This is a genomic window from Bifidobacterium apousia (genome assembly GCF_007559275.1).
GTDB lineage: Bacteria > Actinomycetota > Actinomycetes > Actinomycetales > Bifidobacteriaceae > Bombiscardovia > Bombiscardovia apousia.
The window spans coordinates 398,380-425,182 of sequence record NZ_VMHK01000001.1 but is presented as its reverse complement, the minus strand read 5'-3'; the positions used below and the strand labels follow the sequence as shown (position 1 = coordinate 425,182).

General features: G+C 59.0%; 11 protein-coding genes and 1 CRISPR repeat array (1 of these 12 cut by a window edge). All 11 genes read right to left on the bottom strand.

The features are described from left to right. Nucleotides 1-76: 76 nt before the first annotated feature. Complete coding sequence (locus FPK30_RS01600; protein ID WP_144085019.1) at nucleotides 77-796, bottom strand: pyroglutamyl-peptidase I; 720 nt, start codon at nucleotides 794-796, stop codon at nucleotides 77-79. Between the two features lie 22 nt (nucleotides 797-818). Next, on the bottom strand, nucleotides 819-1,610 hold the full coding sequence (locus FPK30_RS01595) for an IspD/TarI family cytidylyltransferase (RefSeq protein ID WP_144085018.1): 792 nt from the start codon (nucleotides 1,608-1,610) through the stop codon (nucleotides 819-821). Nucleotides 1,611-1,729: 119 nt separating this feature from the next. Continuing rightward, nucleotides 1,730-2,710, bottom strand: coding sequence for a purine nucleoside phosphorylase YfiH/LACC1 family protein (locus FPK30_RS01590; protein ID WP_144085017.1), 981 nt, complete (start codon nucleotides 2,708-2,710; stop codon nucleotides 1,730-1,732). Further along, complete coding sequence (locus FPK30_RS01585; protein WP_144085016.1) at nucleotides 2,707-3,588, bottom strand: aldo/keto reductase; 882 nt, start codon at nucleotides 3,586-3,588, stop codon at nucleotides 2,707-2,709. The genes FPK30_RS01590 and FPK30_RS01585 overlap by 4 nt, the downstream gene beginning before the upstream one ends. Before the next feature lie 78 nt (nucleotides 3,589-3,666). Beyond that, nucleotides 3,667-5,841 (bottom strand): DUF2207 domain-containing protein, encoded by a 2,175-nt coding sequence (locus tag FPK30_RS01580; RefSeq protein WP_222102854.1) that lies wholly within the window; start codon nucleotides 5,839-5,841, stop codon nucleotides 3,667-3,669. 74 nt (nucleotides 5,842-5,915) lie between these two features. Next, entirely contained in the window at nucleotides 5,916-6,500 is a 585-nt protein-coding gene (locus tag FPK30_RS01575; protein WP_144085014.1) for a LemA family protein, read from the bottom strand. A gap of 80 nt (nucleotides 6,501-6,580) precedes the next feature. After that, nucleotides 6,581-9,370 carry a polyribonucleotide nucleotidyltransferase gene (locus tag FPK30_RS01570; RefSeq protein WP_144085013.1) on the bottom strand — a complete coding sequence of 930 codons (2,790 nt, stop codon included), beginning with the start codon at nucleotides 9,368-9,370 and terminating at the stop codon, nucleotides 6,581-6,583. Nucleotides 9,371-9,620: 250 nt separating this feature from the next. Further along, nucleotides 9,621-9,890 (bottom strand): 30S ribosomal protein S15, encoded by a 270-nt coding sequence (gene rpsO, locus FPK30_RS01565; protein ID WP_024626835.1) that lies wholly within the window; start codon nucleotides 9,888-9,890, stop codon nucleotides 9,621-9,623. 165 nt (nucleotides 9,891-10,055) lie between these two features. Next, complete coding sequence (locus FPK30_RS01560) at nucleotides 10,056-10,772, bottom strand: hypothetical protein (protein WP_144085012.1); 717 nt, start codon at nucleotides 10,770-10,772, stop codon at nucleotides 10,056-10,058. 486 nt (nucleotides 10,773-11,258) lie between these two features. Further along, a complete protein-coding gene (locus FPK30_RS01555; protein ID WP_260804305.1) occupies nucleotides 11,259-11,516 on the bottom strand; it encodes a hypothetical protein in 258 nt (85 codons plus the stop codon). Nucleotides 11,517-11,781: 265 nt separating this feature from the next. After that, nucleotides 11,782-12,060, bottom strand: a complete 279-nt coding sequence (locus tag FPK30_RS01550) for a hypothetical protein (RefSeq protein ID WP_144085010.1) — start codon at nucleotides 12,058-12,060, stop codon at nucleotides 11,782-11,784. Between the two features lie 409 nt (nucleotides 12,061-12,469). Then, nucleotides 12,470-26,803: a CRISPR direct-repeat array (repeat unit 32 nt; unit sequence ATTTCAATCCACGCTCCCGTGAAGGGAGCGAC) (it continues 788 nt past the right edge of the window).

The window sequence follows — 26,803 nt, the reverse complement described above, 5'->3', positions numbered from 1 at the left end:
ACCTCGACTCTACCCCATGACCGGCCGAAAGTCGCCGTCTGACCTGCCGCCGACACATTGGCCTTACATACGGGTCTCAGGCGATAAGAATGGGACTGGAGGAGGGCCTGCGGTAGTAGCGAATGGTCTCATTGACCACCTCGCGCACAGCCTGTATCTGCTGATCCAGGGGCAGGCCGCACTCCTGACCGCCGCTTTCGTTGACCAAGGGAAGGCTGACGAACCCGGCCAGGACGTCCTTGTGTCCTGCAGCCCATGCCAGCAGGTTGTAGAAGAGCGCGTTGCAGACATAGGTGCCTGCGTCCGAGCTCAGGGTGGCAGGAATGCCGCAGGTGCCGAAGTCATGCAGGATAGCCCTCAGCGGCAGTCGGGTCCAGTAGGCGGCTGGGCCCTGGGGGTCGATGGGCTGGCGGCTGGCATGACGGACCGCATCTCGAGACTCCTGCTCCCCAAGATTTTCACGGTCGTCAGCGTCGTCCTCCTTGAGGTTGACGGCGCAGCGCTCCATGGCGATGCCGCGAGCCCGACGCTTGAGCCCTGTGGCGATGATGATATCAGGGCGCACGCGCTCTATGGCCTCATGCAGGATGGGCCAGGCCTTGGCGAAGCTGACAGACATGGTAACGGAGGAAATAGCCAGATCCACGCCCTCCAAGGGATCCTCCTCGGTGGGGCCGACTGGCCGCATGCCTTCCATGCCATGCTCGGCCAAAGCCTGTGAGACCTGATAGGAGGGGTTGACATCAACACCCTCGTAATGATCGTATCCGGCGACGATGACCTTGATCTGCTCCATGTGCCCCATGGTACACAGGGCTTCACCCGGCCAGGGAGCGCGCTATCCATTCAGCCATGGGCACGTCCGAGGGCAGGGTGATCTTCATGTTGGTCACGCTGCCGGCCACGATGGCCACCGGCTCCTCGGGCAGGCGGTCCACCACCACCCGGGTGTCATCGGTGGGATGGAAATCGGGGTCTGCGGCGGCCAGGTCGTAGGCCTTGCGGAGGGTGCCGAAGCGGAAGGCCTGCGGGGTCTGGGCCCGGAACATGTTGTCTCGGTCGGGCACCTGGCGCACCACCTTGCGCTCGCCCAGGTCGCCGGCCATCAGCATGGTGTCGGTCGAGGCCACGGCCACGGTTGCGGCGTTGAAGGTATCCAGGGCATCGATGCAGCCATTGATGGACTCCTGGCTGACGAAGGGGCGTACGGCATCGTGGATGAGCAGCTTGGCGTCCTGGGGGATCTCCGCTTCGGCCAGGGTCTGCAGGGCCGCCTCGGTGCTGTCCATGCGCTCGATGCCGCCCTGGATGACCGTGCGGACCTTGTCGTAGGTGTCATCGCCCACGATGGCCTCGACAGCCTCCCGCACCCGATCGTTGACCACGACCAGAATGTCGGTGACCCGGGCATTGAACTGGAAGGCATCAATTGACCAGGCGATGATGGGTTTGCCGCCCACCTGCACCAGCTGCTTGGGGTTGCTCTCGTCAAACCGAACGCCCAGCCCGGCTGCCAGAATCACCGCCACAACTGGCTGAATCTGCTCCTCCGGCTCTGCGTTATCCTGACTGACCTCGGACGGGGCTGCTGATGCTCTGCTCTCACTCATAAACTCAACGGTACTCACGCGAGGACAGGAAGGGGCGCAGACCCGGCGCTATCTGCACCGAACATCTGCACCCGAGGCCTGCTCCGGCTGCCGGAAGCCGGATCAATCAACATACTGCATCAGTCGTCGGCCAGGATAAGGGCCAGCATGCGCCCCTCCCCCGCCTTGCTAGCCAGCGAGGCCCTGCGGTGGGAGTACCAGAGCGGATTCTCCAGCGTGCACAAGGGTCGGCGCAGATCCTCCAGACGCTTCGACAGGGAGGGACCCTCACTGTCATGGCTGCAGAGCTCTTCCAGATCCGGATCCTGGCAAAGGTAGCTGGTGGCGGCAGCGACCCGCGGGGTGGAGTCCACGATACGGGTCACTCCTGCCGCCTTCAGTTCCATCCTGGCTGCAGCGGCGATGTCGATGGCGATTCCGCCGAATCGGCATGGTCCTGATGCGCCGGGGAAACGCTTCTCGAAGTCATCAGCCAGGTTCGAACACACCTGATAGCAGTCTGCGCAGATCCGAGGCCCCAGCGTTGCCACGATCCTGGACGGGTCGGCGCCCCTGTCAGTCATGGCCTTGACTGTGGCCGGAATGACGCCAGCCACCAGACCACGACGACCGCAATGCGCCGCCCCCATCACGCCGGCCTGGGGGTCGGTCAGCAGCACAGGAAGGCAATCGGCCGCGAAGATGCCCAGGGCCAGGTCACGACGGGTGGTCACCTGCGCATCGGCTTCGCAGCGCCCCTGGGGCTGACCCTGGTCAGCGTCCCAGACCCTGGCTGAGTGAACCTGATCCACCAAGACCATGGGACGGTCCAGCTGGCGGCCCAGGGCCTGACGGTTGGCAGCCACCGCCTGCGGGTCGTCGCCCCCCTTGCCGCCGAGATTCAGCTGGGCATAATCGCCCGAGGAGACCCCTCCCAGCCTGGTGGTGTAGACCACCTTGATCCCTGGCGCCAGGGCTATGGGAATCGTGACCGGGATTGGCCGACCCTGATCGTCCAGCGATGACAGGGGGCTACTGTCCAGCAGGGTCCGTTCCCGATCCCAGGCTTCGCCCTGAGCGCTCTGGGTGCCCTGCTCTCTTGGTTCAGGCTTGGGACTCATGCAGTCGCCGCCCGGTTCAGGCGGTCCATCTCGTCCTCGCTCAGTTCCATGTCAGCCGCCTGTAGGGAATCCAGAATGGTGGCCGCCCTGTGGGCCCCGGGAACCACGAAGACGTTGCTGTTCTGGGACAATTCCCAGGCCAGGACCACGCGCTGGTGGGAAACGCCGAGCTCCTGGGCCACCTGCCGGAAGGCATCATAACGGGTTTCGTCCTTGGGCGCTCGGAAGCCTCCCAGAGGGCTCCAGCAGACGAAGGCCAGACCCAGTTCGGCCGCATGGTCCAACTCCTGGCGGGAGCTGGTGAAGGTGGGCGAGAACTGATTCTGCACGGCTACGAGGTCATCGCCCAGAATCTTGCGAGCCAGGTCCATCCGCTCGATGTCTACGTTGGAGACGCCCAGGGTCCGGGCCACGCCCTGCTTGGCCAGTTCAGCCATGGCCTCCAACGACTCCTGGTAGGGCACCTGCGGGTCAGGACGGTGCATATAGAGCAAGTCAATGGTGTCCACGCCCAGGGCCTGGGCAGACTCCTTGGCGTGCCGGATCAGGCTCTCCGGCCGACCGTCCACAGCCCAGGTGGGCCGTCCGTCAGTGAAGTTGCGGTAGTGCCCAACCTTGGTGGCCACCAGCACGTCCTGACGAGGTCCCTTCCAGGAGTCCAAAGCCTGGCGAACCAGTCGTTCATTGGTCTGCTCAGGGCCACCTGACTCGTAGTAGGACCAGGCAGTATCCAGATGTCGGCAACCGGCATCCAAAGCCTGATGGATGACCTCAATGGCCGTTCCCTGGTCCGGCTTGCCCTCAATGGACAATCCCATGCAACCCAGTCCGACCGCTGTCGTAGTAAAGGGCCCCAAGGCCCGCATCGACGATGTCATGCATGTACTCCCGTCTTGTAGATTGATGCCAGCTTCAATGCCGCCGGCTTCGTATCGAGCTTAGCTTGTGGCCCAGTATCAACGACCGCCGAAGGAACCACCACCGGAGCCGCCACCGGAGCCGCCGAAGGAACCACCACCGGAGCCAAACCCACCAATACCACTGCCGGAACTGTTGCCGCTGGCCTGGCCGATCAGGCCGCCGATCTGTTCGAGTCCCTGGGTCAACTGAGTACCCAGATCAACCACCCCGCCTTGGCCAAGCATTGAATTTGCAGCCAATGTTTCAGGGCCACTCACGGAGGAAGCCACCGGAACATTCTGGCTGTAAGGCAGGAAGGTACAGTAGAGCAGGCTCCCGCGCGCATTATTATTCAGCCAGTCGAAGTCGGTCAGTTCAGGGCTGGCCTGTGCCAGCTGAGCGACAACCCGGTCACTTATACCGAAGGCCGCAGCGTAAACCAGGTAGCGGTCCCAGAGCACCAGGTCCTCCACGCCCCGGTGGCTAAAATCGCTGAAGTCCAGCAGATAGCGCCGAAGCCCTGACACCTGACCAGCCATGAGCTGTCCATTCCTGCTGAGCACTTGCGAACTACCATAACGAATGGAGAATGCTGCAACAGCCACCAGAAGCACGGCCAATGGCGCACGTACCAGCACGGTGCCCGGCAGGAATCCAGCCAGCAGGATGAAAGCGGCCAAGAGCACGGCCAGGAAGGGCAAGACCTCTATACCATGACGATAGGCACGCAGGTCAGCATTGTTGGTCTCGTACTTGACGGCCTTGTCGAAAGCCTCCAGATAGACCTTGCCATGATGAGCTTCGGTGCTGGAGAAGAGAGCAATCATCTCGTACAGGTCGAAACGTTCATCCTTGGAGCCCATCAGAGCAGAAGCACCTTCCAGCATGGTCAGGCAGGCTTCCTCGCTTAAGGACAGGGCCAGGGAGGCTCGATCCTGACTGCAGACCGGATTAATGACCACCTCCATGGACTGCCGTTTGCCTTTGTGGAGCAGCGAGCGCATCACCTTAGTCAGGGAACCTCCGCCGGAATTCGCCCGGTCCTCATACTTGACCGGAATCAGAGCGATGGCCCGCTTGGAGGCCAGGGAGAGAATGGTGGCTGACAATTGCCTGCCAATAGGGGATTCTCGGGTCAGCATCAAATCGTTGATAACGGCGGCCACGGCCGGTGACAGATCAGGAGGCTGACGGTAGTAGATAATATCGCCTCGGTACTGGGAGTCTCCATAGGTGCGGAAGGCCTGCCAGAGCATCACTACAATCAGCGCGATAGCAGCTAAGACGGTCAGTACACCAGCCAAAAGTCCGATCCGCGCCCATCTGGTCTGCTCGGCGTGCCAGTGCTCATACTGCTGGCGCTCCTGCTTGATGATGCGGTCACGCGCCGGTTGAGAGTCGGTCCTGACTACCGAGGAAACCCTCTTCGCATCGAAGAGAGCCACCAAATCCAGATGCTGACCTGGCCCGATCTGGTCAGCTGAAAAGTGGATACTGCTGTCATCGCCCACCTGGTAGGAACCCTTGCCAGCGAAATGGAGCCAGGCCTTGGTATCCTTGTCCTTCTCTGCTCCTATAAGCTTGGGAAGCCTAACATCAGCGCTCATATGCTCGACGGAAATCTGGTTGGTGTCGCCCACGGGCTCCCATTGGAATTCAGCCACATCGGGATGGGCAGTAGTGACACCGTGGAAGGTCATGTCGATGCGGAAGCGCCGACCTGAATCCTCGGCAATCTGCGGAATGTTCCAACCCAGCTCCACCTGACACCGGTCCCCCTGGGCGCCGCAGGCGGATCCTTGGTCCGAGTCGCCCGGCTTGTAGGATTCCAATCCTGAGTCCGAGACTGTGCCCATATACCAGGTGCCAGCCATGGTCTTATCCCAGTCGGGAACCTGATCGAGGTTATCAGGATCCGTCGGCGGATCGGCTTGCCTATATGTAGAGCCATTGGTCAGGTCGCGCACGCTTATGTCACTGATGCCCGTCAGCCGGTCAGGCTTAATCTGATAACGCTGGTAGAGCTCCCTCCAGGGACGTTTATCGCCGTTGTCGTCCTCACGGGAGTTCATGGTTACGGTCAGGTTCTGACTGATGCGCAAATCGCCGTTATCCAGGACCTGGACATCATAGTCCACTGAATCGTATACCAGATCCGGCCAATTCTTGTTGAAGATAAGCAGAGCAGCGACTATGGACGTCACCAAGGCTGCCACCAAAGCCAGTGCCAAGGCTCGGAAAAAGCGGGAAGTGCTCCAGGAGGGATGACTTGAGACCGGTTTTCCAGAGGAGGCCACTGGGGCGTTCACTGTCCGAAGTCCACTACGGGCGCCTGGCGGCTACCCTCGTCAGCCTGGAAATACTGGGCCTGACGGAAGTGGAAAAGGGATGCGATGATGTTTGAGGGGACCGTCTCGATGCGGGTGTTGAACTTCTGAACCACATCATTGTAGAACTGCCTGGCGTAGGCGATCTTGTCCTCCAGGTCCTTGAGCTGACGCTGCAAGTCCAGGAAGTTCTGGTTGGCTTTGAGCTCAGGGTAGGCCTCCGCCCGAGCCATCAGAGTGACCAGGGATTGACCCAGCCGTTGCTCAGCATCGGCACGGGCCTGCATCTGGTCCCCGCCAGCCGTCTGGGCCTGGGCCACGTCGGCGCGGGCTTTGGTCACCTCCTCCAGGACGGTGGACTCGTGTGAGGCGTAGCCCTTGACCGTCTGGACCAGGTTGGGCACCAGATCGGCACGCTGCTTGAGCTGTACATCAATCTGGGCCCAGCCATTGGCCACCCGGTTGCGCAGATTGACCAGACCGTTGTAGATACCGATTCCCCAGATAACCAGCAACACGACCAGCAAAACGATGATGATGAGCACGATCATTGATACGGACATGCCCTCATTCTCTCACTAAATTCAGAGGAGACAAAAAAGGGACCCCGTCCAATGGAACGGGGTCCCAGCATCAGTAGGAATCAGTCCTCACTGTCGAAGGGATCGAAGTCCCTGCGCACCCGGCGACGGGGACGCTCGGAACGCTCCTCTCTGTCGGCCCGGTACTCGTCATAGTGCTCGTCGGCAGCGTAGCGCGGATTCTCCCTGCGGCCACGATAGCCGCCACGCCCGGAAGAGCGGCGCTCATGACGACCACCGCGATCACCGCGGTCATCACGCTCGGAGCGGCTGCCACGGCCACGACGCTCGCCACGGCCCCGGCCGCCACGATCCTCGTCATCGTCGCGGGAGACCCGACGACGATCGCGACGGGAGCCGCGGTCCTCGTCCTCGAACCAGTCTCCGCCATCCTCATAGTCGCGGCCGCGGCTCTGACGACGGTGCCGGGGACGATCCTCCTGATCCTCATCGTCATAGTAGCGATCATCACGCTCGGAGCGGGAACGGCGCGGGGCCTCATACCGATCATCACGCTCGGAGGAACGGCTGCGGCGATCACGACGATCACGGTCACCACGGCCGCCACGCTCACGACGATCGCCACCACGGTCACGACGGCCGCCACGACCATCGCGATCACCGCGATCACGGCCGCCTGCGGACTCCTGGTCCTCGAAGCCGGGGATGGCCAGAGAGATCTTGCCGCGGTCGTCCACACCCTGCACGATGACCTCGACGGTGTCGCCCTCCTTGAGGACGTCCTCCACGGAGTCGATGCGCTCGCCGTTGGCCAGGTTGCGGATCTGCGAGATGTGCAGAAGTCCGTCGGTGCCGGGGGTCAGGTTGACGAAGGCGCCGAAGCTGGTGATCTTGACCACCTTGCCATTGAAGGTCTCCCCCGCCTCAGGCACATGCGGATTGGCGATCTGGTCGATGACCTCCTTGGCCTTGGCTGCTGCCTCGCCGCCCTCGGAGGCGATGTAGACCGTGCCGTCGTCCTCGATGGAGACATCGGCGCCTGTATCCTCCTGGATCTGGTTGATCATCTTGCCCTTGGGGCCGATGACCTCGCCGATCTTGTCAACCGGGACCTGGGTGGTGATGATGCGCGGCGCATAGGGGCTCATCTCGGCGGGCCCGTCAATGCACTCGTTGATCACGTCGAGGATGGTGGCCCGGGCTTCCTTGGCCTGCTGCAGGGCGGCGGCCAGGATGTCGGCGGGGATGCCGTCCAGCTTGGTGTCCAGCTGCAGGGAGGTGATGAATTCGGAGGTGCCGGCTACCTTGAAGTCCATGTCGCCGAAGGCATCCTCGGCACCCAGAATGTCGGTCAGGGTCTTGTAGGTGGGCCGACCGTCGACCTCGCCTGTGACCAGGCCCATGGCTATGCCCGCCACAGGGGCCTTCAGAGGCACGCCGGCAGCCAGCAGGGACAGGGTGGAGGCGCAGACGGAGCCCATGGAGGTGGACCCGTTGGAGCCGATGGCCTCGGAGACCTGACGGATGGCGTAGGGGAACTCCTCGCGGCTGGGCAGCACCGGGATCAGAGCGCGCTCGGCCAGGTTGCCATGGCCCACCTCGCGGCGCTTGGGCGAACCCACGCGGCCGGTCTCGCCGGTCGAATAGGGCGGCATCTCGTAGTTGTGCATGTAGCGCTTGGTGGTGGGGCCGGACAGAGCATCGATGGTCTGCTCCATCTTCAGCATGTTCAGGGTGGTGACGCCCAGCACCTGGGTCTCGCCGCGCTGGAAGAGGGCTGAGCCGTGCACGCGGGGCACCACGTCCACCTCGGCGGACAGAGTGCGGATGTCGCGCAGGCCACGGCCGTCGATGCGGTAGTCCTGGGTCAGGATGCGGCGGCGTACGATCTGACGCTGGAGCTCCTTGAAGGCGTTGCCCAGCTCCTTGTCCTTCTCGGCCTCGTCCATGTCGGTGAACTCGTCGGCCAGAGCTTCGCGGACCTTCTCCTTGATCTCATGGATGCGATCCTGGCGGGGCAGCTTCTCCGCGATGGAGAGGGCCTGATCCAGGTCGGCGTGGGCCACCTGGTCGATGCGAGCGTAGAGCTCGTCGGTGTACTCGGGGAAGAGCTGGAAGTCCTTGGTGGGCTTGGCAGCCTTGGCCTTGAGCTCGCTCTGGGCCTCGCACAGAACCTTGATGAAGGGCTTGGCGGCCTCAAGACCCTGGGCGACCACCTCTTCGTCAGGCTTGATCTGGCCCTCGTCATAGATCAGGCTCCAAGCGTTCTTGCCGGCGCCTGCCTCAATCATGGCGATGGCGACATCCCCGCCCTCGACCACACGGCCGGCCACGACCAGCTCGAAGACGGCGCGCTCGCGCTCGCTCCAACGGGGGAAAGCCACCCACTGACCATCGATCAGGGCCAGACGCAGACCCGAGACCGGGCCCTCGAAGGGCAGTCCGGAAATCAGGGTGGAAGCAGAGGCCGCGTTCAGGGCCAGCACGTCGTAGGCATCCTCGGGGTTAACAGCCAGGATGGTCTCCACAACCTGGACCTCGTTGCGCAGGGTATGAGGGAAGAGAGGGCGCAGGGGGCGGTCAATCAACCGGCAGGCCAGGATGGCCTCGTTGGAGGGCCGACCCTCGCGGCGGAAGAAGGAGCCGGGGATCTTGCCCGCGGCGTACATCTTCTCCTCCACATCAACGGTCAGCGGGAAGAAGTCGTAGTTCTCCTTGGGGCTGGATCCGGCGGTGGTGGTGGACAACACCATGGAATCGTCATCAAGATAGGCGGCTACTGCCCCATCCGCCTGCTGGGCGAGACGACCCGTCTCGAAGCGCACCGTGCGCTTGCCATATGATCCGTTATCGATCGTGGCTTCTACAGCCGTGATTTCGGGACCCTCCATAGGGTTCCTCCTTTTGTTTACTGCTTGTGTACTACCTGATGTCAGGATGCTCGGCATCAATTGACTGCCGGAGATCCTTGTACTTCGGTCTGGTCCTGCCGAACCCCATGTCCGGCTATCTTCATGCCTTGCGGACCAACCTTGCATTTGAGTTCGGCACCATCTTCTACAACCCCATCCCGGGGTCAACGGTGCCTGGTTCAGTCATGCAAAAGCGCCCGAGCGCTAGGCCCGGGCGAAAGCATGCGTATCAGTGGCGCAGTCCAAGACGCTCCACCAGGGAACGGTAGCGGTTGATATCCACCTTCTTGAGGTAATCCAGCAACCGGCGACGATGGCCGACCATGAGCAGCAGGCCACGACGCGAATGATGGTCGTGCTGATGCTGCTTGAGGTGCTCGGTCAGGTCGGAGATGCGCTTGCTCAGCAGAGCCACCTGGACCTCGGGGGAACCGGTGTCACCCTCGTGGGTCGCGTATTCCTTGACGATTGCCTGCTTCTGCTCACTCGTAAGAGCCACGGCTCCTCCTCTTGCATTCTTCCGTTACGCGGTGCACCAGCCCTATGCTGAAGCGCTCTCGATCCGCGGGCGAAACACGCCAAAAGTCCATTATACACAGCGATGGGACCGGATGCGGGAATGGGAGGAGAAACACATGCATCCCTGACGGACTCGGCGATAAGGTCAAGCCGCAGTGATCAGGCCTCCGAAGAGGACAATGGCGATGGCCACCAGCTCGATGATAAAGAATAAGGAGAGGGCCGACCAGCTGTGGGTCAGCGTGTTCCAAGGGGAATCCTTGCGCACACAGACCAGGATGGCCACAAAGATAACCGCAAAGACCGCCACGCCCAAGCCAGCGGCGATGATGCCCAGATTGGCCGCGTTGGCCAGGATGGCCTGATGCTGGTAGACGACGAAGGTGCTGTACCAGAAGTTCATCTTGAGCAGGCAGAGGCCGGCGATCAGCTGTTCGGCGGCCAGGCCCAGCACGAAGACCACCCGCCAGAACCAGGAGGATGACTCGATGATGGACATGCCGATGCCCATAAAGGTCAGCACGGTCACCGTCCAGGCTATCAGGGCTATGCCGCGCGGATCCAGGACCGAGGCATAGTGGAGCACGCCCTGGGTATGGTTGATGGCCAGCGAGCGCCCGTATCCATAAGGAATGACGATGGCCAGAAGTACCGCCAACGCGAAGACCACCCAGCGGACCGGGCGAGCACGGCGCTGCTCAATCTCAGCCAGAGAGTATTCAGAGTCCGGAATGGTCGCCTCAGGATGAGCCGAAACCTTGTTCACTGCGGTCGCCTCATCTGGATGCGGTTGCACGACTGCGGAATCCGTTGCATCGCTTCTGCCGGATTCCGCGCCATCTGCATCGTCGAATTGCTCCATCGGCGACCACACCTCCAAGTCCGCTGCTCGTGGACACATCGCCTACAAGCTTATACCGGGCAGCGCACCCGCGCCCAAGAATGCAAAAGGTCAATTCACTGGCACTCGGCATCCAGGCAATAGCAGATAAATGGAGTCGTTCTGACAGCGACACGGCTCACCCACGCAGAAGCGAGGAACACCTGATCTCTGCGACCGAAAATGCTGCAGACCCAGACTCATCCCCCACGTATCCGATGAGCACCCGGGCCGCGTCTTCTGACCAGCCGATCATGCACATCTGAAAACCATGACAATCCGTATTCAAACACCGTGCTAGTCATCTGCAAAGCAGACAAACCCTCAATCAGGGCACACCAATGCGATTACTCCGGCTGGAGAGGATCAAACACTCATGTACGGACTAAGAAGCGGTTATGGATTTTCCCCGGCGCTCCAATAGCGATTTTTACTGATTGCAACGGCCTGCGGAGCTTGGTGGGTGAATCAGTCGAACTGCCTGATGCCGATGACATCACGGAAACTCACATACTCGTCACCGGGACCGCAGCCTGTACCGTAATTTGTACCGTAGTAGACGCGATCCGACTGGATCATTCTCCTGTCCTCATCATCCAACGAATCCCAGACCCGCCGCTCGGCTTCATCCATTTTCTCAGTGATGGGATGCCTAGACGCATAACTGTCGATCAGATCCTGGGGGATGTTGTGATGAGTGGTGCAGGCCTTATCCTTGGTTGCCATGTCTCTCATGAAATCCTCATCCATGGCCATTCATCTCCTCTTATCTTTGCGAACCTGCAGGGCATCCATCCGATGTCCCACAGGATCATCCCCGCGCCTGCTGGGGACACAGAGCATTCTCATTTTTGGCCGAACAGACGGCTGGACCATCCCCAGAGAATCAAACACTCATGTAAGAACTATGAAGCGGTTATGGACTCTCCCCCAGCGCTCCCGTGGCGATTCTCTTGCTGATTACAACAGCATACAGGAATCCGGGGATGAATCAGTCGAACTGCCTGATGCCGAGGACATCGTAGAAACTCACCTTGGTGTCGCCGCCGAAGCCAGCACCATAGTTTGTCCCATAGTATGTACGATCCGACTGGATCATTTGCCTGTCCTCATCATCCAACGAATCCCAGACTCTGCGCTCTGCATCATCCATGTCATCAGTAATGGGATACTTTGACGTATAGTCATCAATCCTCTTTTGGGGAATAAGGTCATAAGTGGTACAGGCCTTATCCTTGGATGCCATTTTTCTCATGAAATCCTCGTCCACAGCTATTCATCTCCTCTCAACTTTGCGAACATGCGGGCATCCTTCCGATTCCCCTGCAGGATTGTCCCCGCATCTGCAGGGAGGGCCAGTAGTATTTCTATACTACGAAAAGACCCGGTCACTGCTTGGGATCATTCTCGCGAATGCCGGGAGCACAGCACTCTTGCAGCTAGGAACAAGAGAATGGCATAAAAAGATTGACACTATACCGGAGCAGCAACTCATACTCATGTTTAGAAGGAATACAATTCTTAACAGAGTTCTGAGGAAAGAACAGTTTTAATACATGTTCCCGCTAAAAGACAGTGTTGTCTGGTTGATTCAGAGCAGCATAATCGGTTTGCCAATTCAGGCTTCTAGGGGGGGGGGGGGGGTACATACCGCAGGCAGAAAACCATACGTAGTGGCATTCCTAATCCACGCTCCCACGAAGGGAGCGACCGAGTGTTGGAGACCAGAGCCGCCTGCCTTTGCAATTTCAATCCACGCTCCCGTGAAGGGAGCGACCGTTGAATCTATTGCCGTTGTAGTTGTAGTTGAGATTTCAATCCACGCTCCCGTGAAGGGAGCGACAGTCCGGCCAGTCACAGACCAGCGTGTGCGCCTGATTTCAATCCACGCTCCCGTGAAGGGAGCGACTAGCCGGCTGGGACGACCAGGCCGCAAAGATGCGATTTCAATCCACGCTCCTGTGAAGGGAGCGACCAGGTCGAGGATCTGCGTGTTCTCCTCGTCGGTATTTCAATCCACGCTCCCGTGAAGGGAGCGACCTGCGGCAGTCCCGGCTGGAGATGGATCGTGTCATTTCAATCCACGCTCCCGTGAAGGGAGCGACCTGCAGGGTCGCGTCGGCTCGCAGCTCCTCGTTATTTCAATCCACGCTCCCGTGAAGGGAGCGACGTGCGTGGTGGTGCCGTCCGCCGTGTCCTCGCGATTTCAATCCACGCCCCCGTGAAGGAAGCGACCGGGCACCTTCCTGATCACCGTCAACCGGACCTTCTATTTCAATCCACGCTCCCGTGAAGGGAGCGACATCTTGTCCTTGAAAATCCACCCTTCCTTAGTGATTTCAATCCACGCTCCCGTGAAGGGAGCGACGCAGCAACATCGTAGGCTGGGCCAAGTCAGTCCTATTTCAATCCACGCTCCCGTGAAGGGAGCGACCTGCGGCGCCCGTCACGTCAGCCACGTCATTGCAGATTTCAATCCACGCTCCCGTGAAGGGAGCGACAGACCAGGAGCAGCAGGCAGGACTCAGCCGGTATATTTCAATCCACGCTCCCGTGAAGGGAGCGACTTGGAATTGGGCCAAATGGTCGGATGGACGTGTGATTTCAATCCACGCTCCCGTGAAGGGAGCGACCTCCCGCATGACCATAGCCCAGCTAAACGAGTGGATTTCAATCCACGCTCCCGTGAAGGGAGCGACAAACCGGGCAGGGCTTATCACCCTGCCCACCATTATTTCAATCCACGCTCCCGTGAAGGGAGCGACCTCTGATAGGAGCGATATGGCACAGTTGAAACAGATTTCAATCCACGCTCCCGTGAAGGGAGCGACCCGACCTGGACGGGAGCCACGCAGGTTATCCAAATTTCAATCCACGCTCCCGTGAAGGGAGCGACCCATGACGACCTCCTTTCCGCCCTTATCGGGCATATTTCAATCCACGCTCCCGTGAAGGGAGCGACTAGGCTGGGTCTTGCCGTGCCGTCCGACTCCCCCATTTCAATCCACGCCCCCGTGAAGGGAGCGACACCTGGCCTTTGAGTCGATGGCGCGATCTCTCCGATTTCAATCCACGCCCCCGTGAAGGGAGCGACGCCAGCATTGCGCAGCAGGGCCACGCTCTGCGGGATTTCAATCCACGCTCCCGTGAAGGGAGCGACCACTAAGGTCAAAGTAGCCATTGCCGACTTCCAGATTTCAATCCACGCTCCCGTGAAGGGAGCGACGAACGCCATCAGCGGCATAGTCGATAGTTTCTGATTTCAATCCACGCTCCCGTGAAGGGAGCGACCAACGTTCTGCCAGGATGTCTGCACCCAGGAAGTATTTCAATCCACGCTCCCGTGAAGGGAGCGACTCTCAACATATGTATTTGCACACCGCGAGACCGATTTCAATCCACGCTCCCGTGAAGGGAGCGACGTCCACCCGCGTGGAGCGTCCCCCGGCTTTCACATTTCAATCCACGCTCCCGTGAAGGGAGCGACCCTTGCGCCACTCGCCCAGCTGATCCATGCTGGTATTTCAATCCACGCTCCCATGAAGGGAGCGACGCAGACAGGATTGGAGTACTGATGCCAGCAAGCATTTCAATCCACGCTCCCGTGAAGGGAGCGACCGCTGTAGCCGCCGCCCTGTGGGCGTTGGCCTGCTATTTCAATCCACGCTCCCGTGAAGGGAGCGACCCGGATGGCTGGATGGATGCTGGACAAGACGGGAATTTCAATCCACGCTCCCGTGAAGGGAGCGACTCGGGTGCTGCCACAAGTAGTTGGCGAAATCGTCATTTCAATCCACGCTCCCGTGAAGGGAGCGACCTCATGCGGCCACCCCCATCTCTTTCTTGTCAAGATTTCAATCCACGCTCCCGTGAAGGGAGCGACATTTGTTCTCATAGTGGTTGGTCACCTGTCCTGTCGATTTCAATCCACGCTCCCGTGAAGGGAGCGACCTTCGTCGTAGAAGCCGGTCATGCCTGCTGGCAATTTCAATCCACGCTCCCGTGAAGGGAGCGACAGAAGCGCCATGCCGCCTGGATTGAATCGAGAGAATTTCAATCCACGCTCCCGTGAAGGGAGCGACTCATGAGGCCGCCCAGCACATCTGGCCCGAAAAATTTCAATCCACGCTCCCGTGAAGGGAGCGACCTCACATAGTCCTGGGCTGCTTCTTCAAATTCGTAATTTCAATCCACGCTCCCGTGAAGGGAGCGACCAGGGCCCGCATGATGGCCGCGTAGGAGTCGGCATTTCAATCCACGCTCCCGTGAAGGGAGCGACGATTGCTGGTGTCTTATGGGGGGCATCGAGAGCCTATTTCAATCCACGCTCCCGTGAAGGGAGCGACTTCTCGCAATCCGGCGAATCGGCACGGTCAGGTATTTCAATCCACGCTCCCGTGAAGGGAGCGACCTGGCAAGAATGCGGGAATGGACGTATCCCATGTATTTCAATCCACGCTCCCGTGAAGGGAGCGACGAGCGACTTGTTGGAATTTAGTTATATTAGACTATTTCAATCCACGCTCCCGTGAAGGGAGCGACTGGCCTTGCGCAGCCATCCCAGATTGTTGTCTACATTTCAATCCACGCTCCCGTGAAGGGAGCGACTCGCAGTAGAGGCCTTTCCCTCCTATGCAAAGCCAATTTCAATCCACGCTCCCGTGAAGGGAGCGACCTGTCGGTTGGTCGATGTTGACACGGTGCATGAAATTTCAATCCACGCTCCCGTGAAGGGAGCGACCAACAGCGGAAAACTCAACAATGTCGTCATTGTTATTTCAATCCACGCTCCCGTGAAGGGAGCGACCCGTGCTCCAGACGCGTGCCCTCCACATGCGTCATATTTCAATCCACGCTCCCGTGAAGGGAGCGACTTCGTCATTCCATTCGTTGCTGTGCAGTTCCCGGATTTCAATCCACGCTCCCGTGAAGGGAGCGACTCATTGGCATGAGAGCGGTCGCTATGGATATGGCATTTCAATCCACGCTCCCGTGAAGGGAGCGACCACCGCCAGCAAGTGGCTGCACGACGGCGGCTGATTTCAATCCACGCTCCCGTGAAGGGAGCGACGTGCGGGTGGACTTCATCCTCGACCCGCATTCCGTATTTCAATCCACGCTCCCGTGAAGGGAGCGACGATAACCGTGGAGGTGCATTTTGGCGCTCAATCAATTTCAATCCACGCTCCCGTGAAGGGAGCGACGTATTCGCAAGGGCATACGTGGTTTCAGGCTTGGATTTCAATCCACGCTCCCGTGAAGGGAGCGACCCTACCACAGCACCGTACTTATCGCCATTGATATTTCAATCCACGCTCCCGTGAAGGGAGCGACATATGCATTCAGACGATGAATTCCATGAGATAGCATTTCAATCCACGCTCCCGTGAAGGGGGCGACGCCATTCTGCTCAGCATGACCACGACACCAGAAGATTTCAATCCACGCTCCCGTGAAGGGAGCGACTCATACTCGCGGATTGTGCCGTTGTCGGTACTCCAATTTCAATCCACGCTCCCGTGAAGGGAGCGACCTTGGCTGTGTGTGGCTTCCCTTTTTCATGCCTAAATTTCAATCCACGCTCCCGTGAAGGGAGCGACATCTACGGCACCAACGTGCACGGTGAGCGCGAAAAATTTCAATCCACGCTCCCGTGAAGGGAGCGACACCAGCAGCTGGTCAGCCACCAGGGTCTGCCGGTTATTTCAATCCACGCTCCCGTGAAGGGAGCGACCATGTCGGTCAGCGACAGATACCGGAACCTTGTCATTTCAATCCACGCTCCCGTGAAGGGAGCGACCCTGGCTGGTGGGCACCGTGCTGCCTGCCCTGGATTTCAATCCACGCTCCCGTGAAGGGAGCGACTTGCAGACAATGAACCACTGCAATTCATGGGATTATTTCAATCCACGCTCCCGTGAAGGGAGCGACGAGAGAGGACCACGTTGTCGGCGGTCATATCCCCATTTCAATCCACGCTCCCGTGAAGGGAGCGACTCTGACGATTCGGAAGAGTCTGAAGAGGATTATAATTTCAATCCACGCTCCCGTGAAGGGAGCGACCGGTATCGGGCGTAAGGCACGCGCACGTTGCCGAATTTCAATCCACGCTCCCGTGAAGGGAGCGACATATATCATGACAAACAAGACACTTAATCTGAGCATTTCAATCCACGCTCCCGTGAAGGGAGCGACCGTCCAGTTCCGTCCGATTGCTGGCGTTGATGATATTTCAATCCACGCTCCCGTGAAGGGAGCGACCCAAGACCGGCAGTATCATCAGCCCCGAGGAGTGGATTTCAATCCACGCTCCCGTGAAGGGAGCGACGAATAACACAATGGATGAACCGGACTGGTTCAAATTTCAATCCACGCTCCCGTGAAGGGAGCGACGGACCCGGGATGATGTCTTCTACCATGTCTATGGATTTCAATCCACGCTCCCGTGAAGGGAGCGACGTTCCCATAGGCCTTCATCAGGCCCTCGTAGACATTTCAATCCACGCTCCCGTGAAGGGAGCGACGGATCATGCGCAGGTCACGAGCCAGGTTTACCCGATTTCAATCCACGCTCCCGTGAAGGGAGCGACTGCTCATTGGTGGCGTGACCAATGATGATAATGAATTTCAATCCACGCTCCCGTGAAGGGAGCGACCAGCGTCCAGGATCGGGTCAAAGAGCAGCGGATATTTCAATCCACGCTCCCGTGAAGGGAGCGACCCTGCCTGCGGGACACCAGCAAAGGCGAGCGATCCAATTTCAATCCACGCTCCCGTGAAGGGAGCGACATGTCAGGGTCGCTTCAGCGCCGCCCACCTCGGCATTTCAATCCACGCTCCCGTGAAGGGAGCGACCAGAGTCCCCATAGTGCCCGTGCTGGCCCAGGTGCTATTTCAATCCACGCTCCCGTGAAGGGAGCGACCATATTGCACTTATCGATTTTGATAGTAATATATATTTCAATCCACGCTCCCGTGAAGGGAGCGACAGGCTCAGGCCGGCCCTCGCGCTATTCTGCCCGGAATTTCAATCCACGCTCCCGTGAAGGGAGCGACTGATTGCAACTTCTACCTCTCAAACAATCTTGGAATTTCAATCCACGCTCCCGTGAAGGGAGCGACGCCTTAAAATTACGTTTACCCCACTTGCAAGGCAAGATTTCAATCCACGCTCCCGTGAAGGGAGCGACCGGCGCAGCCATGCGACATGGCAACCGACAAGGAATTTCAATCCACGCTCCCGTGAAGGGAGCGACGGCTCCCAGATCCAGTTTGTAGCCCTGGATGATATTTCAATCCACGCTCCCGTGAAGGGAGCGACCATCACGCCGGTAGGCAGCAACGGTTTGGATATATTTCAATCCACGCTCCCGTGAAGGGAGCGACCTGCTCGTCGGTGGCTCCCTGGGCTGCGGCCTTGAATTTCAATCCACGCTCCCGTGAAGGGAGCGACCCGGGGTCTTGTACACGTGCAGCTCGTCGCAGATATTTCAATCCACGCTCCCGTGAAGGGAGCGACCTGGTCCTTGTACTCCTCGACCTCGGTGCCGGCATTTCAATCCACGCTCCCGTGAAGGGAGCGACTCCGTAGTCAGCTGTATAATAAGAGGAGATTTGGATTTCAATCCACGCTCCCGTGAAGGGAGCGACACATGCAGGCCTCCAACATCCAGGCAGGCGACTGATTTCAATCCACGCTCCCGTGAAGGGAGCGACGATTTCCAAGCAGGGCAAGTACGCCTACTACACATTTCAATCCACGCTCCCGTGAAGGGAGCGACAAACGTCCTATGAGGCGGCGGAAACCGTGAACATATTTCAATCCACGCTCCCGTGAAGGGAGCGACCCGTAATTGGACCCCTTGATGGCCATGCCGTTCAAATTTCAATCCACGCTCCCGTGAAGGGAGCGACCACCGGGCCGCAAGGGCCTGCAGGCAAGGACGGCATTTCAATCCACGCTCCCGTGAAGGGAGCGACGCTGGACGATCCGAAACAGGATGCGCGCATCGAATTTCAATCCACGCTCCCGTGAAGGGAGCGACCTAGTATTGGCCTGCACGGCGCTCATCGAGGCATCATTTCAATCCACGCTCCCGTGAAGGGAGCGACCCAAGACCTTCACACCGTCCAGCCTTTTGTTCCTATTTCAATCCACGCTCCCGTGAAGGGAGCGACCAGCTCCAAAGGCAGACTGCCGTCGAAGCAGATATTTCAATCCACGCTCCCGTGAAGGGAGCGACGCGGCACGGCAGCTTGCCCTGGCACAGAGCATGGATTTCAATCCACGCTCCCGTGAAGGGAGCGACCTGTTTGCGGGACACCAGCAGAGGCGTACGATCCAATTTCAATCCACGCTCCCGTGAAGGGAGCGACACGGGTCGTGGCCATCGACATCCCACGGTTCCTTATTTCAATCCACGCTCCCGTGAAGGGAGCGACCGGTCATGAGGCCGCCCAGCACATCTGGCCCGAAAAATTTCAATCCACGCTCCCGTGAAGGGAGCGACAGCTTTATGGGCCGACAGTGGGCCGCTATCAACCTATTTCAATCCACGCTCCCGTGAAGGGAGCGACCATTGAGGACGCCAAACGAATCGTCCGCAACCAATTTCAATCCACGCTCCCGTGAAGGGAGCGACTATCACATGCATGTAGTTTGACACAGCGACTTGGGATTTCAATCCACGCTCCCGTGAAGGGAGCGACTTGCCAGTCCTGACGACTCTGCTCCGCTTACGGATTTCAATCCACGCTCCCGTGAAGGGAGCGACGAGCGAGTCGAGTACAGTGGTGCAGGTCACAGAATTTCAATCCACGCTCCCGTGAAGGGAGCGACGACAAGGTGAGCCAGGTCATGGAGCAGGGCCGGCAATTTCAATCCACGCTCCCGTGAAGGGAGCGACGGCATGGACACCGCCTGACGGGGTTTTTACCAGATTTCAATCCACGCTCCCGTGAAGGGAGCGACCACCTGGGCTATCCGGATGGTGGCGTTGGAACCGATTTCAATCCACGCTCCCGTGAAGGGAGCGACTGGTGCCAGGCATCGGCGTCCAGGCCATCGTCCTATTTCAATCCACGCTCCCGTGAAGGGAGCGACACGTGCGAGAGATCAAAGGAGACAAGTGATGGGCATTTCAATCCACGCTCCCGTGAAGGGAGCGACTCGCTTGTATGCCACCATGTGTTTGTGACTGCTGGATTTCAATCCACGCTCCCGTGAAGGGAGCGACAAGCATAGAGGACGTGTCAGTAACCCGTGACACAATTTCAATCCACGCTCCCGTGAAGGGAGCGACTTGTCCTTGGCCTTATCATCGTCTACCAGCATGACATTTCAATCCACGCTCCCGTGAAGGGAGCGACATCAATATTGCGGTGGCTGGTGCTATAGGAGACAAAATTTCAATCCACGCTCCCGTGAAGGGAGCGACTAGTGCCACATAAGACCCTTGGCGATAGCACCCGCCATTTCAATCCACGCTCCCGTGAAGGGAGCGACTTTCATCATCCAAAACATGGCTGGGATCGCCCCAATTTCAATCCACGCTCCCGTGAAGGGAGCGACCTCCCTTGTGTGAGGCTGGAGGCTCCCAGTCCAGATTTCAATCCACGCTCCCGTGAAGGGAGCGACTCCGGCTGTGATTCAAGTGGCCGGCAGGGCCTCGGATTTCAATCCACGCTCCCGTGAAGGGAGCGACCCGATACTGGGATCTGTTTGACTGCCCGGAGGTCGATTTCAATCCACGCTCCCGTGAAGGGAGCGACCAGATGGAGGCGTTCTCGGCATTTGACGATGATCATTTCAATCCACGCTCCCGTGAAGGGAGCGACACACCGGGCCGCAGGGACCTGCCGGAAAGGACGGCATTTCAATCCACGCTCCCGTGAAGGGAGCGACCCACGCTGCCCCAAGGGTCCAACGCCACTGTGGAATTTCAATCCACGCTCCCGTGAAGGGAGCGACGTGGCCATCAGCATCGCCTTCAGCTCCGGCACGCTATTTCAATCCACGCTCCCGTGAAGGGAGCGACTCAACACCGGCATCAGCATGACGACATGGGGCGAATTTCAATCCACGCTCCCGTGAAGGGAGCGACCGGGGTCCATCCCGGCCTTGGTGAGCAGGGCGCGATTTCAATCCACGCTCCCGTGAAGGGAGCGACCGTGACCGCGCGTGTCGGATAGCTGCAAGATGGGATTTCAATCCACGCTCCCGTGAAGGGAGCGACCGCAATTTTCCCGTCTCCTTGAGCCCATAGGTATTTCAATCCACGCTCCCGTGAAGGGAGCGACCCGTCTTCCACGCCCTCACGGCCACCCGGTGAGGACATTTCAATCCACGCTCCCGTGAAGGGAGCGACCGCCTTTCGCCTGCCACTGGGCCAGGGTGTCGGTATTTCAATCCACGCTCCCGTGAAGGGAGCGACGGCAGGTCAGCTTTGAACAGCTCGACCGCATAGCCATTTCAATCCACGCTCCCGTGAAGGGAGCGACTCGTGGGGGATGTCCAGGTGTTTGACGATGCACTGATTTCAATCCACGCTCCCGTGAAGGGAGCGACCCGATACCGCCAGCATTAGACCCGTCAGCAACCAATTTCAATCCACGCTCCCGTGAAGGGAGCGACCCACCTCCATGCACCCGTCGCGGCCGGAGCTCAGAATTTCAATCCACGCTCCCGTGAAGGGAGCGACAACAGCGATCTGAGCGGCCATCTCTGGCCCTCCGATTTCAATCCACGCTCCCGTGAAGGGAGCGACGCGCATTGTTTTCCCCTCCTCATCTAATCGGCATATTTCAATCCACGCTCCCGTGAAGGGAGCGACAGGCCATCGACCAGCTGGGCGCCCACGGCTGGCAATTTCAATCCACGCTCCCGTGAAGGGAGCGACCAGGAGCCTGGACAGGCGGGGCGACAGGCCCGGCCATTTCAATCCACGCTCCCGTGAAGGGAGCGACCCCCCGAGCGTTCGTCTCCCCTGGTCACCGAGAGATTTCAATCCACGCTCCCGTGAAGGGAGCGACAAGCTGGGGCCGCCCCCAAAACTGGGGCCTGCGCCATTTCAATCCACGCTCCCGTGAAGGGAGCGACAGGCGTTGAGGGCCCGCAGGGACCCAAGGGCGAATTTCAATCCACGCTCCCGTGAAGGGAGCGACACCATGGCGCGACAGGCTCACGCCGAACAATGAATTTCAATCCACGCTCCCGTGAAGGGAGCGACATGCTTGGATTGCGTCAAGTGCAACCGTGTAATCATTTCAATCCACGCTCCCGTGAAGGGAGCGACTGTATCTACAGCCATTGAAGCCGGTGCATTTCGAATTTCAATCCACGCTCCCGTGAAGGGAGCGACAGCCGCGTGGAAATAACCGTGCAGCCCCAGACAATATTTCAATCCACGCTCCCGTGAAGGGAGCGACCCAGTCTGTACGGCCTGATGGACAGGGACATTGCAATTTCAATCCACGCTCCCGTGAAGGGAGCGACAAGTAAGATGCCCGCAGGGAGATGTGAAAGGGGATTTCAATCCACGCTCCCGTGAAGGGAGCGACCTCCCCTATCACACCCCAGACGGCCGGATCCCCGATTTCAATCCACGCTCCCGTGAAGGGAGCGACATGAAGCCTCCGATCTCAGGATAGCCGAAGCACATATTTCAATCCACGCTCCCGTGAAGGGAGCGACTTGCGGTTACGGTCGAGCGGGAAGCGCCAGCTGCTATTTCAATCCACGCTCCCGTGAAGGGAGCGACTTGCTCAGATGGATGGAATCGGTGTCCGAATACATATTTCAATCCACGCTCCCGTGAAGGGAGCGACTTCGGCTTGCCCATGTACTGTGTCCCATCGGTATTTCAATCCACGCTCCCGTGAAGGGAGCGACTTCTCCACCACCTTGGCTGCAGTGGGATTACCAATTTCAATCCACGCTCCCGTGAAGGGAGCGACTACACACGGTACATGGCGGTCTTGCTGGCGAGATTATTTCAATCCACGCTCCCGTGAAGGGAGCGACGGGTGCGCCTGTTTCGGATAGGTATGGTGGTCGTGATTTCAATCCACGCTCCCGTGAAGGGAGCGACTGGGGATGACGAAATCAAGGTCGGCGTCGGTGATGATTTCAATCCACGCTCCCGTGAAGGGAGCGACCGGTGACGGGCTGCAGCCTTACGCCGTCCAGCGTATTTCAATCCACGCTCCCGTGAAGGGAGCGACACCTTGCGATAGGGGGTGAATTTTGGACAACGTGCTATTTCAATCCACGCTCCCGTGAAGGGAGCGACACCAGCTAAACCGGGAGTCGTCGAGGACTTGCCGATTTCAATCCACGCTCCCGTGAAGGGAGCGACGGCTCTGTTGGCTGATCCTTTCCGGCTTTTCCCCATTTCAATCCACGCTCCCGTGAAGGGAGCGACTAGCCTCATCCACAGCAGCCGCAACCAACGCTATATTTCAATCCACGCTCCCGTGAAGGGAGCGACGGTCGTCACGCCGACAGGGTGTGTGCTAAGGCCGATTTCAATCCACGCTCCCGTGAAGGGAGCGACCGCCGATGCCGTCCACAAAAGCCTGCAGGGACAAATTTCAATCCACGCTCCCGTGAAGGGAGCGACCGGATCCGCGTGGTATGTTGGTCGGCGCCTCCGAATTTCAATCCACGCTCCCGTGAAGGGAGCGACGGACTTCGACCCGATGTAATGCACCTTGATGTTATTTCAATCCACGCTCCCGTGAAGGGAGCGACTGGGATGTAATTTTTTATTGTCTTTAGGCATGGAATTTCAATCCACGCTCCCGTGAAGGGAGCGACCCTTGGTAACTTTCATGTGTTTGCTCCCTTTGCAATTTCAATCCACGCTCCCGTGAAGGGAGCGACCTGGCCCCGAACCGTGCCGGCAGGATGTGCCTGTGATTTCAATCCACGCTCCCGTGAAGGGAGCGACGCTTAAGGCATGCAGGGCAGACCTTATGGTCATTATTTCAATCCACGCTCCCGTGAAGGGAGCGACGGGAGAGGAACTCGTCCAGGCTGTCCAGGATGTTATTTCAATCCACGCTCCCGTGAAGGGAGCGACCCTCCACGCCGTCCACCAGGATGCTGACGTGGTCATTTCAATCCACGCTCCCGTGAAGGGAGCGACCTGTCCACCCGCGTGGATCGTCCCCCGGCTTTGACATTTCAATCCACGCTCCCGTGAAGGGAGCGACGGGCGCAGCACGTCCTGCATTTCGCTTTCGCCCGTATTTCAATCCACGCTCCCGTGAAGGGAGCGACCTGCCGGTGACCGTCACCTGTTCGCCGTTCAGCCGACATTTCAATCCACGCTCCCGTGAAGGGAGCGACGCCCATGCTGCTGATAAGATTCCTGATCCACCCATTTCAATCCACGCTCCCGTGAAGGGAGCGACCAGCCTGCTCCAGCACCGCGTCCTCCACGTCACCGGATTTCAATCCACGCTCCCGTGAAGGGAGCGACCCATCTGCTGCAAGGCGGCTATCTGGTTGTCGGTATTTCAATCCACGCTCCCGTGAAGGGAGCGACTAAGGCCGCCAAGGCGCAGACCACGGCCGACGGATTTCAATCCACGCTCCCGTGAAGGGAGCGACATCTATCTACCAAAGACTACATCAACCGAATCGAATTTCAATCCACGCTCCCGTGAAGGGAGCGACTTCCACGTTTGCCGGCATTGCCACTCCCCCAATGAATTTCAATCCACGCTCCCGTGAAGGGAGCGACCCACTTGGTATCCGCATCAAAGGCGCTCAGTTTATTTCAATCCACGCTCCCGTGAAGGGAGCGACATCTGAGCCAGGCGTATCGGGCAAAAGCCACGCGGATTTCAATCCACGCTCCCGTGAAGGGAGCGACTATATTTGTCATATCAGCTTGCGCAAAAGCTCAAAATTTCAATCCACGCTCCCGTGAAGGGAGCGACTTTGGGGCGGCATAGATGTGCGCAAAAGTGATTGGATTTCAATCCACGCTCCCGTGAAGGGAGCGACGAGGCTGCCGAGCTCAGACGCGAGCAGGATGCCATTTCAATCCACGCTCCCGTGAAGGGAGCGACCATCACCGACAAGCTATACCCATGCTCACGCCAGATTTCAATCCACGCTCCCGTGAAGGGAGCGACCTGCCTGACGGCAAGACCATCCAGATCACCGGCAAATTTCAATCCACGCTCCCGTGAAGGGAGCGACAACAAATTGGAGGCACCCATGCCCGACACCATTGCATTTCAATCCACGCTCCCGTGAAGGGAGCGACAAGTACTCTCTTTGCCGTATCAACTAGGGTCTTATTTCAATCCACGCTCCCGTGAAGGGAGCGACGATTCATTTGCCATGAGGGTGCCGGTAATCTGGAATTTCAATCCACGCTCCCGTGAAGGGAGCGACGGTACACCCGGGCCGAGCTTGAACAGCAGGAGATTATTTCAATCCACGCTCCCGTGAAGGGAGCGACGTCCGGACACGGCCGCCAGGCTTCCCGCCGGCCGACCATTTCAATCCACGCTCCCGTGAAGGGAGCGACATAGTCCTCCGGAGCTTCTTTCTTGATTACCTCGGTATTTCAATCCACGCTCCCGTGAAGGGAGCGACCGGCCATGGTGCGTTCCCGGATCAGGTCCCGTTCATTTCAATCCACGCTCCCGTGAAGGGAACGACATGCGCGTGCGCCGGCAGAGCGTCCAGCGCTGGGAATTTCAATCCACGCTCCCGTGAAGGGAGCGACTGGCTTTCTGCTTGTCGTTCAGGTCCGGCGAGGAATTTCAATCCACGCTCCCGTGAAGGGAGCGACGGGATGGGCGACAAGCCCGGGGCGATGACTTGCAATTTCAATCCACGCTCCCGTGAAGGGAGCGACACCCGCTTGGACCTCTCCCAGCTCCCCGACGATGAATTTCAATCCACGCTCCCGTGAAGGGAGCGACTGACCCTTCAATCAATGACATGGGCGCTGGCAATATTTCAATCCACGCTCCCGTGAAGGGAGCGACTCACCTGTCCTGTCGGAAGCATGGCGGAAACGATATTTCAATCCACGCTCCCGTGAAGGGAGCGACCTGGCTGCTCCTGAGCGCCGGCCAGCTCGCCCAGAAGATTTCAATCCACGCTCCCGTGAAGGGAGCGACCTGTAGCCAGCTTGACCATTGCGTCTCCTGAACTATTTCAATCCACGCTCCCGTGAAGGGAGCGACAAGGCGCGAAGCTCCGGGGGGACGGCGATGCCGAATTTCAATCCACGCTCCCGTGAAGGGAGCGACGCATGCGACTGCTTCAGGTCGTAGCCGCATTTGTCATTTCAATCCACGCTCCCGTGAAGGGAGCGACTGAATGCAAAAACCGCCCCCGCTCCGGTCTCCCATTTCAATCCACGCTCCCGTGAAGGGAGCGACCACGGCAGCCAACATCATCTTCACCAACGGCATATTTCAATCCACGCTCCCGTGAAGGGAGCGACCAGCTGTCCGGCTGGCCCAGCATGTGCAGGGCCTATTTCAATCCACGCTCCCGTGAAGGGAGCGACGATGTCTTCAGCCGCCGTACATGGGTCCTCTTTGATTTCAATCCACGCTCCCGTGAAGGGAGCGACCTCCACGCCGTCGGCCCGGGCCGCCTGCTCCTGATTTCAATCCACGCTCCCGTGAAGGGAGCGACCAGCCGGGCCAGTCACAGGCCAGGGTGTGTGCAGATTTCAATCCACGCTCCCGTGAAGGGAGCGACTATTTGTAAGGAGGCGACCATGGCCGGAGGATCCATTTCAATCCACGCTCCCGTGAAGGGAGCGACGTGGACGACGAGTGGATCGACCATAACGTTTTGCAATTTCAATCCACGCTCCCGTGAAGGGAGCGACTTTTATATCCACAGCACACCAAATTCCGGCTTTTATTTCAATCCACGCTCCCGTGAAGGGAGCGACCGCACCCCCTGGCCGAGTGGGCCAGGGACCACAGCATTTCAATCCACGCTCCCGTGAAGGGAGCGACTGGTGCTC